9 protein-coding genes are annotated in these 12,972 nt (G+C 31.0%); 1 reads left to right on the top strand and 8 read right to left on the bottom strand.

What is annotated here, in order from left to right; translation table 11 throughout:
* The first annotated feature begins 53 nt into the window (after positions 1-53).
* Positions 54-545 (top strand): hypothetical protein, encoded by a 492-nt coding sequence (locus tag EYR00_RS01630; RefSeq protein WP_003534957.1) that lies wholly within the window; start codon positions 54-56, stop codon positions 543-545.
* A gap of 36 nt (positions 546-581) precedes the next feature.
* On the opposite strand, the gene EYR00_RS01625 is transcribed toward EYR00_RS01630, so the two are convergent.
* The 8 genes from EYR00_RS01625 to EYR00_RS01590 form a co-directional block, all read right to left on the bottom strand.
* Positions 582-1,331, bottom strand: coding sequence for an ABC transporter ATP-binding protein (locus EYR00_RS01625; protein WP_003534959.1), 750 nt, complete (start codon positions 1,329-1,331; stop codon positions 582-584).
* Complete coding sequence (locus tag EYR00_RS01620; protein ID WP_003534960.1) at positions 1,319-2,638, bottom strand: FtsX-like permease family protein; 1,320 nt, start codon at positions 2,636-2,638, stop codon at positions 1,319-1,321. The genes EYR00_RS01625 and EYR00_RS01620 overlap by 13 nt, the downstream gene beginning before the upstream one ends.
* Positions 2,639-2,777: 139 nt before the next feature.
* The gene (locus tag EYR00_RS01615; protein WP_226910308.1) at positions 2,778-4,298 is read right to left on the bottom strand and encodes an LTA synthase family protein; all 1,521 of its coding nucleotides are present in this window, start codon (positions 4,296-4,298) and stop codon (positions 2,778-2,780) included.
* Positions 4,299-4,475: 177 nt separating this feature from the next.
* On the bottom strand, positions 4,476-6,677 hold the full coding sequence (locus tag EYR00_RS01610) for a glycoside hydrolase family 3 N-terminal domain-containing protein (protein ID WP_003534962.1): 2,202 nt from the start codon (positions 6,675-6,677) through the stop codon (positions 4,476-4,478).
* 17 nt (positions 6,678-6,694) lie between these two features.
* On the bottom strand, positions 6,695-7,456 hold the full coding sequence (locus EYR00_RS01605) for a MurR/RpiR family transcriptional regulator (RefSeq protein WP_034559684.1): 762 nt from the start codon (positions 7,454-7,456) through the stop codon (positions 6,695-6,697).
* Between the two features lie 40 nt (positions 7,457-7,496).
* On the bottom strand, positions 7,497-10,151 hold the full coding sequence (locus tag EYR00_RS01600; RefSeq protein ID WP_226910311.1) for a glycoside hydrolase family 38 N-terminal domain-containing protein: 2,655 nt from the start codon (positions 10,149-10,151) through the stop codon (positions 7,497-7,499).
* Positions 10,135-11,475 carry a PTS sugar transporter subunit IIC gene (locus tag EYR00_RS01595; protein WP_009299413.1) on the bottom strand — a complete coding sequence of 447 codons (1,341 nt, stop codon included), beginning with the start codon at positions 11,473-11,475 and terminating at the stop codon, positions 10,135-10,137. The genes EYR00_RS01600 and EYR00_RS01595 overlap by 17 nt, the downstream gene beginning before the upstream one ends.
* Before the next feature lie 146 nt (positions 11,476-11,621).
* On the bottom strand, positions 11,622-12,887 hold the full coding sequence (locus EYR00_RS01590) for a glycoside hydrolase family 125 protein (protein ID WP_003534966.1): 1,266 nt from the start codon (positions 12,885-12,887) through the stop codon (positions 11,622-11,624).
* Between the last annotated feature and the right edge of the window lie 85 nt (positions 12,888-12,972).

The raw sequence follows: 12,972 nt of genomic DNA, 5'->3' as shown, positions 1-12,972 counted from the left end.
CTAATTCATGATTTTCTAGTATAATAGAGATATTGAAAGAAGGAGTATGACTAATGGATATTATTACAAATGTATTACCTTTTTTGGTATTTTTAGCCTTATTATGGTTTACATACACAAATATTTCTTTAGCAGTAGCAATGTATCGCGCAAAAAAAGATGATAGTACCCTATCATCATGTCTAAGCAATACTGGTAAATATTTTTACATTGGCCTAACAATTTTCTATATTGCCTTATTTGTGGGGAGCGTTGCTTTAATGGTATTAGCGCTAATCAACAATAAATTAGACGACCTATATTTACCACTAAATGTCTTAACGATCGGAACACTAGCGATTGGTTTTCTTTTACAGCAAATCATCTTAGTTGGGCACCGTCAAATGATGATCGGTAAGATCAAACTGGATTATCGTAAAATTAAACGTGTTTCATATCCAAAAGCAAAAAAATTAAGATTTGTTTATGGACAAAGAACTTATGAAACTCCACTTCGTTTTATTGATGATTTCAAACTAAAAAAAGCTTTACAAAAAGCTCGTTAAACTCTTATGGGTAGCAAAAAATGCTACCCTTTTAGTTTACAATTTAATTTGCATTGATATCCTTGCAATTCGATTATAAAATTTCTCAAAAGAATCGTTCCCTTTAAAAATATGATTAATTATCTTCCCATCCTCAACATAATACATTTCTGATGCATATGATGCAACCAAGCAATCATGAGTAACCATAACAATCGTAATACCATATTTACGATTAATCTCTGTAAAATACTCCATTAATTGCTTAGCCCTAATACTGTCTACGTTCCCTGTCGGCTCATCAGCAAAAAGAATTTTTGGCTTACATACAAGTGCACGAGCAATTGCAATTCGCTGCTGCTGACCCCCTGAACATTCAAAAGGGTATTTATCTAAAAGTTCTTCAATACCTAAACTGCTAATTATTTGCTTGATTTCTGCTTCATTGATAATATTCTTTTTATTAAGTTTTAAAGAAAATAAAATATTGTCAATTACTTTTAAAGAATCTATCAAATTATAATCTTGAAAAATAAATCCCATATATCTCTTTCTAATATTTGCTTTTTCTTTATCCGACAACCCAACTATATTCTGATCAAAGATTAATAATTTTCCTGAAGTAGCCTCATCAATTGTTGATAGAATATTTATCAATGTTGTTTTACCAGAACCTGAAGTCCCCATAATACATGCAAAAGTCCCCTTATTTACTGAAATTGAAACTCCATTTAATGCCGTTTTAGGATATGGTGTATCTAAGCCATACACTTTTTTTAAATTAGCCGTTTTAATTATTTCTTCCATTTTCTTATCCTCATTTCCTCTTGATATACAGCAACTCGATATGAAATAAACAATGGAATAATAAGCTCTAATATAAGAAATAATGCAGACAAAACTCCCATTTTATCACGATAGACAAAAGCAATATTTAAATTTGATAAATATACCAATGATAAGACCGCAATCATTTCATACATCAATGTTTTTTCTTTTTTTGTCATATATCTGATTTCTTCATAATTAAGACCTAATCGACTTAAATTACGATAATATTGCTTTTTATTAATTTGATTAATTCTAAAACGATTAATCAATGTAAAGCTTAAAACAATATTTGTTAGCACATACCCCAATTGAAATAAGATCATATACTGTAAATCATCAAGATTAGTACACATCATTGTTAATAAAATTGCAGAAGATAAGACAAACATTAAAATAACTGATTTCATCTGCTGCAGATTCAAAATAAAGTTATTAAAAATTAGACTTTCTTTAGCATCAATATTCTTTAATTTAATCCACTTTTCTAATAAGTTAGGAAAACACATAACACCTAAATTATATGCTCCTATTACATATAAACCGGCTGGAAAAATCAATCCCTGATTTAAATCACTGATGTAGATAGTAAAAGTACCTATAATAAATAATACAATATAATTAACGTTAGCTACTATCGTTATTCGCCTTCTTTTCTTAAACGAGACGATTTCATCATTTTTAAGTAAATCAGGAATAACTCCGCGGATAGAATACGATATTTGCATAAAAGTCATAAAAACTAATAGAAGCAGTACCAAGGGCAAAGAATCGACATATGTTTCTAAAGCATAATAAAAGATATTTTCACTAACCCCCATATAAAGATAAGCAAGTGCCTGACATAATGGAATCAGCAAAAAACTAATTCCCACAGCAATTAAATAACTAATTAAAGTGATCACAATCAACTGAATCATCTGGAAAAATAAAATTTCTCGATCACGACACCCCATTATTTTCAATAGACCAACAATCCGTGAATTTGTTTTATTATAGTAATTACAAGAATACATTATTAATGAAATAAAAATCACTAATAAAATAATGACCATTGTCCCTTTATACATTCCATCATAAAATCGCATCACTTCGTATTCAGTAATTGCTTCATAACCATAAAACTTTGTTGTATCTTTTAAAATATTTACTAAATAGTTAATTATGGGATTATTAAAGAATTGGAGAAAAATAATACATACACATAAAGTTATTGTAATTGTAATTCCAAGATTTAAAGCTTTTTTTCGCTCTTTCCATAGCATCTGTAAAGAAATCTGCAGCATCCCAATCCCTCCTTTTTTATTAAAAAGATGCTTTAATAATATCCTTTTCTTCCTTTACTCTAAACTATTGTCTAAGCGTATAGTCAATGTTTTTAAATAAAAAACGATTAAAACCGTACACTATTTTTAGTGTACGATTTTAATCACTTCGTTTACTTAATTCTTTTTGTTCACATTCTTTTATATCATCACCAATTAACTTATGACGATAATATCTAGATTTCTTTTTGACCTCTTGGTTAATCTTTCTATAACCATATTGTTCAATCAAAGTTTTCTCACCAGAAAAAAGATTAACTCCTAAACCTAATTTGTTTCCATCTATTTTTACCCCCATTGCTGCTAAAATAGTAGGATACATATCAATAATTGAAAATTTTCGGTTTTTATTAAATTTTGTAGTAACTGCACTATTAATAAAGCAGTTGTATGGTGTCCGAACATAATCGTGATCAAGATTAGTAAAAAACTTTTCTGACATACTATTATGATCACCAGTAATAACTATAGTTGTATTTTCATACCATGGCTGGCTCTTGCACCAATTTATAAAATTATTCACTTGTTTTGATTGACAGGCAATTACGTTTGCATATTGGCTTTTATATTTATGCTGACAATCTTCACATACATACCCATCAGGTGTATGCGTATCAATCGTGACTAGCTCCATATTAAAAGGTTTACCACTTTTAGCCAATTTAGTAATATCCGCTTTAGCAAACTCAAATAACTTTTTATCTTCATAACCCCAAAAAACAAAATAATCTTTAGCAATTCTTCCTTCCTCAACTGCGGTATTGTAATCGGAAATATAATAGTTACCATGTTGTTTATAAAAATTTGATGTACACCCAAAATTACTATCAGAACCCATCATGATTTCATTTATATAACCATGCTGTTCCAAAATTTCACCAAGTGTATAAACACCACTAAAAAAATTCGATTTATCATTATATGATTTTGAATTAAATGGTACTAACAGCGGAATTCCTGCTTCTTGGCCAACCATTGAAGCAATCGTCCACTGTGTTCCCTCTAAGGTCAAACTTCCACCGATTTGGTTATGATGAGAAAAGTTAATATTTTGATTCGCTAATGCATCAAGTTCAGGCATATAAGAAACATCTTGACCACCACCCGATGTTTTTGCTAAATAAGCATTTTCGATAGATTCTAAATAGATATGAATAATATTTCGTTTACAGCTTGGAAAAGTTAACGTTACCCCTTTGGGATCAACATAATGTTCTTCATATAATTGTGTTTTTCTAAGCATATCAAAAACATATCCAAAAATTTGATAATTATACAAAGCAAAGAGCAAAGAACCAATAATTGCAAAACAACCAATTGCAAATATATGCGCTATTAAATATATATGAAATGCTGGTAAAGGTAGATTAAAAACGATTATTTCTGTGAATGCAACAATTACAAAACTCTGAGGAACTGTATGAAGAAACCAGTCAGTATAAATTCCATCATCTGTACCATCCATAGGAACTTTTAAATGAAAAATCATTTGATTTAATGTCTTCACAGAAAAAGTTCGATTTCCCCAAATAATTGAGGCTACGATCAAAACTGCAATAAATATCATCAATGATCCAATCACTTCTTTAAATGTAATTAACTGTATTATTCTTTCTATCATCACAACCATCTTTCTTCTTATTATTTCTATTTATTCTAGCATATAAATAGACCTAAAACAAAAATTTCATTCACCAAACTTTACCATATTTTTACATTTACCTTACTCTTCTTATGTGAATTTTAAATTAATAAAGTATATTTTTATTAGATAATAATAAAATGACTAATACTATATTTATTTTACAAGAGTAAGCTTAAATTCTTGATAATGCTTAGAATCGACTCCGATACAAATTGAAACATCACCTGGTTCAACAAGATATTTCATTTCATAATTCCAAATAGCAAAAGCATCTGAAGTTAAATGAATACTTATCTGTTTTGATTGATAGGCTTGAATTTTTACTTTATTAAAAGCCTTAAGTTCAATTACTCTAGAAACAACTGAAGCCTGATGATCCTTTAAATAAACTTGTATTACATCTTCACCATCATAGGTACTGTTATTGTATATTTCTAACTGCAAATCAATTCCATTTTCAAGTAAATCGGTTATTTTAATGGCTTTAGGTACCTTGATATCTCGATAAATAAATTGTGAATAACTTAAGCCATAACCAAAAGGTAACAGCGCTTCACCGGGCATGTCAACATAATCTTTTTGTGCTCCATTATGTTTATGATTGTAATAACAAGGTAATTGTCCTACATGTTGCGGTATAGAAACACTTAAATGCCCACTTGGATTATAATCTCCAAACAAGACATCAGCAATTCCCTCACCGCCTCTACTACCAGGATAAAAACTTGCTAAAACTGCTTGAGAATGCTTTAGAACCGTATTTATGACGTGTGGCCTGCCTTGAATCAATACTGTTACTATGTGTGGATTCACTTCTTTCAAAGCTAATAAAAGCTCGTTTTGATAACCTTCTAGTTCTAATGAAGCTAAATCAATGTTTTCCCCACAATTCATTTGGTTTTCTTGATTTGCTTTTACCGCACCATTGTTTTCAAAGGTATCTTGATATAATCTTGTACTATTACCGCCTAATACTAAAATAACAATGTCCGCCGCTTTAGCTGCCACGAGTGCGGGCTCAATATCGAATTTTCTTCCCCGTATTGAACATCCCTGTACATAGATAGGGGAAATTTCTGTTTTTTGGCAAATACCATCGTACACTGTAACAATATCACTTTTGTTTTGATAAGCAGTATAGTCTCCAAGTTGATTTAAGTAGTGGTTAGCATTTGGACCAATAACAGCAATTTTTTGTTTTGAGGATAATGGAAGAAGTGAATCATTATTTTTCAATAATACTTGACATTCCCGAGCGGCCTGAAGTAATAAATCTGATGCTTCTGGTAATGAATAAGTATTTAGTTCTTCCCATAATCCTAATTCTTCTTTTAATCTCAATACCCTTAATACTGCTTGATCAAGTTCCTCTTCAGTTAAATAACCTTGTTTTATTGCTTCATCTAATCGTAAATAAACATTATCCCATAAACTCAGATCTACTCCCGCTTTAAGTGCTAAACTGCCAACTTTTAAGATATCATCATCCAACAACAATAATCTATCTAAAGCACATCCGTCAGCCATAACAATGCCAGAAAAATCATATTCTTTTCTAAGGGTTTCAAAAAGCAATGCTTTATTAATATGACAAGGAATTCCATCTATTTCATTATATGCAGCCATAACTGCCTTAGCGCCAGCATCAATCGCTGCTTTAACTGGTGGTAAATGAATTTCTCGCAACTCCCGAGGTCCAATTAATGCAGCATCTGAATTATGTCCACCTACACAACCCCCTTGCGCACATAAATGTTTGACAACTACAGCTACACCGTTCTTTTCTTTTTGGAATCCATGTACTGCTGCACTTGTCATACAGCTTGTTAAGTAAGCATCCTCACTAAAACATTCCTCACTACGGCCCCATCTAGGATCTCTTAAAACATCAAATCCCGTAAATAATGCCAAATTTCCACCTTTGGCAGCAAGTTCCTGGCTCACATTATGCGTAATTCTTTCCATCAAATCAGGATTCCAAGTCATCCCCATTGCTAAATTAGTTGGGAATACCGGTGCCCCTAATGCCATATGTCCGTGCACACATTCTTCGCTAATTAATGCTGGGATTTCAAAACGTGAATGTTTTTTTATATATTCTTGAATCATTGTAATGACAATTTTACTATCTTCACGGCTAATTCCATTTTCTCTATTGATCTGAGACCAGGCATCAGCACGTAAAATGCCATAAATTGCTCCAACGCCACCATATTCCTTAACATGTTCTTTAAATAAGTCTGTTAATTCATATTTTCCATTAACTTTTTGATAACATTGCCATCCATATAAATGTTGATTTAATTGACCAACTTTCTCTTTCAACGTCATCTCTTTTACAATTTTTTCAATCATCTCTATTTTCTCATTTCTTATAAATATTTTTTATTATATAAGTATTGATTCATTAATTCTCTTAATAAATATTCTATTGCTAAATGGATATGCAAACGTGAATCAATATCATATCCTTCATCCTTAGTTACAGAAACATTCATCACATAATTTGACAGTTTCGTCATTGGGGAATTTCTCGTTTCTGTAACCAATAATATTTTACAACCACTAAGTTTGGCATTTTTCATTACATCGATAATTGCCTCAGTAGCACCACCTCTTGATAGCACAATTACAAAGTCATCCTGAGTCAAATTATTAGCTTCTAAGTATAAAAACCAGTGATCATCAGGATAAATCGTTCTAATTCCATATAAACTCAACTTCACTGCTAATATCTTTGCAACATATTTGTTCATTCCTGAAGAACAGATTAAAACACTTTTAGCTTTAACAATATCCTTAATGACATCATCAATATCTAGATTGCGTAACATCTCAATCGTATCTTTAATTTCTTTTTCCAAGGAATCACATGTACTCTCAACTGGAGATTGATACTCATATTCGTCTCGACGATGATATAAAAGATCATATCTAAAGTCCATAAATGTTTTATAATCCAATTTCTTTACCATCCTAAAAATAGTCGTTGTAGATACATTTAATGTTTCTGCTAAAGAAGAAATCGTCAAACTTGGTTCTAAATCCCGAAACGTTAATAATTTATTAAAACATTCAATTTCTAATTCTGTTAAATTATTTCCATATTTTTGAAAATTCTTAATTAAACTCATATGCATTACCCTTCCTATATGAAAATAGAGTAGAAAAAATCTACTCTATTATAACAGTAACGAAAGTATTTGACACAAGATTTTTGATGATTACCTTTCCATTTTGATTTTCAACTTCTGTTTGTTTATTTTCTTGAACATCACATAAATAACATCGTTTATTAATAGGAATGAAAAGCTCAACATCTGCGACATCTACTTCACGATTATTTAAAATCCGGAAGATAGAAGCTTCACTATTTTCAGCTTTTTTCAAAGCCATAAATTCCACTCGTTCATCCAACGTAATCGCACTATAAGACCAATCAAGTTTTAAATTTTCACGTCTACTTATATCATTAAGATAGCGTGTTTGAACTGGTGTATTTATTACTTCTGCTATTTGAATCATCTTACTCATCTGTTCTTTTGTTCCAAAAAACAATGAATATTCACTTGTTATAGTTTGATTTAATAATTGTGAAGATGGTGCATCCATACGATATCCTGAAGAACGTCCAGGTCTAATCAATAGATCCGCTTTACCAAATTTTCCTACACTTCTTAATAAGGTTAAACAAATTTTTTGATTATTTTCAATTTCATATTCCAATGGTCCTTTACTTAATACTGCCATAATTGATTTTTGATGATCTAGTTTAACAAAACGCTGCATTGCATATATTGGCAGAACATACTCAGTGGCACCATCTTTTAAACTCTTTTGATTTTTTATTACGTTTTGACGGATAATTGTTCCAAATTGATCTTGACTACAGTTTTCTGCTGCTTTATAAATATCTTCAAAACATACTCTTACGATATGATCACATGAATGATTATTAATTTTAGTTACGAAATCTATTGTTTGACTGTTTGCCTTCAAAGAGACATCGCTACATATTTTAAGGGGTTTTAATGCTTGTACACGATGGTGATCAACTACTTTTTCAGGAACTTGAATTTGATATTCAAGCCGATACTTTACTTCAATAGAAGATGATTCAATACAAGTAATCATTGGATGAATATCATTAATTCTTATTTCTGTATCATCTATACATGGAGAATAATTATATTCATCACCATCATCCCCCTTTTCGACAAAGGTATTTAACTGATGATATGTTTCCTGAGTCTGTTTATTCGTAACAGAAAGCGTTCCATCTTCTTGAATGTGCATCACTAAATACTTATTTTCAGCACCATTTTTTAAAATGACAACATCTCCTTCTGGTCTTTTTGAAGTTCTTTCGTGGAAACACACTTTTAAAACTTCATAGCCCATTGGTGGTAAGAAAGATGCCGCAATCTTAATTTGTACTTTAAATTTTGTTCCTTCTAAAACTTCTCCTGCATCATGAAAATTTTCCATTCCATTATAATATTCAATATCATGGCTAGTTGCTTTAACTTCATTCATTATTTCATAAGGGACGATTGTTCCATCTTGACGTTTTAACACAAAGTTCTTATCTTTAACAATCATGCTTGTAAAAGCATAATCATTACGCTGATAAGGAAGAGTATTAAATAGAACTAAGATGTCCTCATTTTCCTTTAGTACACTCAAATCCACTGATTCTGCCAAATAACGGAAATTCATCCAGATTAGCTCATTTAAACCATGTCTTAAATTTAATAAACGATTTTCTACAGTATGGTTAATACTATCTGGTGAAGAACCATAGATAGAATCATGAAATTGATTCTTAAAAATAATCTTCCAAAAATAATTAATTAATTCTTGATCACAATAGCCTCCTTGAAAACGCGAGATACTAATCATTGGTTCAATTACTTTTGCCATCATTGTTTCATAATGACGCATTGCATTTTTTATATCAATTCTAGTTGAGGTGATACCAGCGTGAATTCGACCTAGTGCAGCACTTCTTGCTTCACCTTGATAAATTTTTAATTGATGATGATTTTTCTTTGCTGCATTAAGCAGTGTATCAAGATAATCCTCAGGGTTATTCATAATACAGTCATAACCATCTTTTTGCAATTGTTCAATTGTCTTTGAAGAATGTTTCCGTGGAAAAGCATAGTCACTCCCCAGCATAAATAAAACTTCTTGATCTTGATAACGAGCTTCTAATTTAGGAATAAAATCTGTCATATCTTTTTTTACTTCTTCATAATCCTCTGGAAATCCTCGGTAATGCCCATATCCCAAAGCAAAATGAACAGTTGGTAGCGATGCATCACCATTTCCTTGCCACATAAATAATGAATCATCTAAAACATCATAATCAAAACCACGCCAAGCAAATATCCCTTTCATACCAATTTCTTTAAATAGATAAGGAGTTATCTTATTTTGCCCAAATGCATCCGGGACCCAGCCAACATTCATACAATGACCTAATCCCGCAGCATATTTAGAACCAACTAATAAGTTTCTTAACAGCGCCTCACCCGAGGGAATAATCATATCTGGTTGAACATACCATGGTCCAATAAATAATTTTCGATTCTTTACTAATTGCGAAATCCTATCTTTTTGAAATGGTTTAATCGCTAAATAATCTTCTAACGCTGCTGTTTGTCCATCAAATGTAAAATATTTCATTTGTGGATCATTCTCTAACATTTCAATCAGTCGATCATAAAAATAGACTAATTTAATTCTTGATGAATCCGTTGAACGTAACCACTCTCTATCCCAATGAACATGGGGAATAAAATGTATCTTACTCAACGGCAGCACCTTCATTCTGTGCTTCTAAAGTATTTTGCTTGATTTGTAATTTTACAAACGGATAATATAAAACTAAATCTAAAATAAATAATACTATACATAAAATAACTGGACTCAATGTAAATGCCCCCAATACCCAAGCATTAACAAAGATTGGTTCCACCCCAGAATTCAATACAACCAAATGGTTAACTAATCCCCATGATGTTGCAAAATATCCAATAATTGCATTAATAACTGGTACAAATACAAATGGAATAAACATAATTGGATTTAATACAATCGGTAATCCGAATGTTACAGGTTCATTAATCCCAAATAAACCAGGAATAATTGAAACCTTTCCAATCGATCTCTCAGCAGAACCTTTTTTCCCTAATACTAATAATAATACAACTAATGCTAGAGTAGAGCCAGAACCACCAATCATTGCATAGACATTACATAAAGTATTTGGTGCTACTTGTGTAATTTTATCAAAAGAACCTGTTTCAACAAAAATTTGAATATGTTCATAGAAAATTGGCATCCACAATACAGAAATTAATCCCCACATAATTGAAAAACCATGAACTCCAAAGAACCATAATAATTGCATAATTATAATTACTAAAATAACTGCTGGTAAACCTGTACCAATCCCATTTAGTGGAGTAATAATAAATTGAGTAATCAATTGTTGGATTGAATCAAATCCTGCTAAAACAACAATTTCCTTTATCACTGAAAATACAGTAATGATAACAAAGAATGGAATAATTGATAAGAATGAACTTAATACCATTGGCGGTACTTGTCCGGGTAATTTAATTGTAAATTTTGAATTAACTAGTTTATAGTACATATATGATGAAGCCAATCCAATAATCATTCCCGCAAACATTCCTTCATAATTAAAGAAGTTGATTTGAAAAGCTGTAATTGTACTATCACCTACATTAATAGCATTAGGAATAGTTGCTATATAAGCAATCAAAGAAACAATACAAGCAACTAATGGAACACATTTATCTCCTTTATTTAGCCCTTTTAATTGATTAGCATAATTGTATGAAGAAGCAATAACAACAACTAATCCAGTTAAACCCATAGCCACAGTATTAATATTTGTAAAGGCATTGATAATACTTCCTAAAATACCATCCAATGGGATTCCCCATTCTCCAAACCAATAATTTGCCTGCTGACTTACTAGACCTGCCAACGAACCTACCACGGTAAAAGGACTTGTAAGAATACAAGCATCTTTAATTGCATTAAGCAATTTGTTTGATGTAATTTTATTAGAAAATGGCATTAAATACTTTTCTAATAATGACATAATTAATTTCATTTTATTTCCTCCCTCTTTCATATAAAAGTATATACAAAGCGCTTCCATAAGAGAATTACAGAACTTGTAAAATTTTTCCTAATCAAAAAACAAAAAAAGAAGATCGAAATCTTCTTATCATTTTTCTATTTTATCATAGATATTATTTATTCAAAATAAGTTTTGATTACAAGCTCCGCAAATAAAGAATCAGCCCAGCAGAACCATGGTCTTGTAAACTGAGTATCATCATTTACATCAAAACTTTCATGACAATATCCAGTACCTCCGGTATTATCAATAATAGTCTGGATCAATGCTTCTCTTTCATGCTGTAATAAACTTGTTAATCCTTGCATAGATAGCGCAATCGGCCATATATATTCAGACCAGGTATGTGGCGATCCAATTCCCTTTGCCCTGTTCCCCTCAAAATAATATGGATTCTCTTTACTTAAAATAAACGCTCGTGTATTTTTGTAAATTTCATCATTAGCATCCGCAAATCCTAAATATGGAATTGACAATAAACTTGGTACATTGGCATCATCCATTAATACATGATTCCCATAACCGTCTGTTTCATAGGCATATATTTTCCCATATTTAGGGTGTCTAACAATACCGAATAATTCAATACCATAATCAATTTGAAATTTCAAATCAACAATTCGCTCTTGAAGATATTCATCCTGATACACTAATTCCACAATTTCCTTGAGATATCCCAGAACAACACTGCAAAACATATTGCCAGGAATATTATAATTAAAAGTACATGCATCATCACTTGGCCTAAATGCGCTCCAAATCATTCCGGTATAACGTGTTTCAAAACCACGTCCTTTATTTTGGAGGGTTTCGGTTTTTCTTAAATTCCATTTTTTTGCTTCTTCTCGTTCAAACGTATATGATGAATTTTGACTATGATTTTGTTCACATTCAAAAACATTTAAAAGAGTTCTAATAAAATGTAAATACTGTTGATCAAAAATACTTTTATCACCAGTTTCTTTATAATATTGATAACTTAATTTTACCGGATAACATAATGAATCCAATTCATACTTTCGCTCCCAGACATACGGCTTCATAATAGTCGTATCATGATATTCCCTTTCAACATCTTCTGTATTTAAAAATGCATTTGCATAAGGATCCCACAAAACATATTCAACTTGAGCTTTAATTAATCCTTTGATTATTGACTGTAATTCACTATCATTATGAGTATATTTTAAATAATGATTAACTTGACAGCTTGAATCACGTAACCACATTGCATTAATATCTCCGGTAATAATATAAGTCTTATCACCTTCTCGTTTAACACTTGTTTCTAGCGTAGACAAAAAGCACCGTTTAAACATTTCGCGTAACTTTTCATCTTTCAATACTGTATCAGCTTGTTCCAATAATTCCTTAATCGTCATAATGCTTTCCTCCTGTTTCAATCATAGCTATCTTTCCTTAAATTGTCTATTCCCAATACTGTATATTTTTTACAAGATTAATCAA

Origin of the sequence: Thomasclavelia ramosa DSM 1402 (genome assembly GCF_014131695.1) — a bacterium.
Lineage (GTDB): Bacteria > Bacillota_I > Bacilli_A > Erysipelotrichales > Coprobacillaceae > Thomasclavelia > Thomasclavelia ramosa.
This window is presented reverse-complemented; position numbering and strand designations above follow the sequence as displayed.

Excerpts from the sequence above, each read along its gene's own strand:
- EYR00_RS01630 (WP_003534957.1), top strand. The coding sequence starts at position 54 with ATGGATATTATTACAAATGTATTACCTTTTTTGGTATTTTTAGCCTTA.
- EYR00_RS01625 (WP_003534959.1), bottom strand. The coding sequence starts at position 1,331 with ATGGAAGAAATAATTAAAACGGCTAATTTAAAAAAAGTGTATGGCTTA.
- EYR00_RS01620 (WP_003534960.1), bottom strand. The coding sequence starts at position 2,638 with ATGCTGCAGATTTCTTTACAGATGCTATGGAAAGAGCGAAAAAAAGCT.
- EYR00_RS01615 (WP_226910308.1), bottom strand. The coding sequence starts at position 4,298 with ATGATAGAAAGAATAATACAGTTAATTACATTTAAAGAAGTGATTGGA.
- EYR00_RS01610 (WP_003534962.1), bottom strand. The coding sequence starts at position 6,677 with ATGATTGAAAAAATTGTAAAAGAGATGACGTTGAAAGAGAAAGTTGGT.
- EYR00_RS01605 (WP_034559684.1), bottom strand. The coding sequence starts at position 7,456 with ATGAGTTTAATTAAGAATTTTCAAAAATATGGAAATAATTTAACAGAA.
- EYR00_RS01595 (WP_009299413.1), bottom strand. The coding sequence starts at position 11,475 with ATGAAATTAATTATGTCATTATTAGAAAAGTATTTAATGCCATTTTCT.
- EYR00_RS01590 (WP_003534966.1), bottom strand. The coding sequence starts at position 12,887 with ATGACGATTAAGGAATTATTGGAACAAGCTGATACAGTATTGAAAGAT.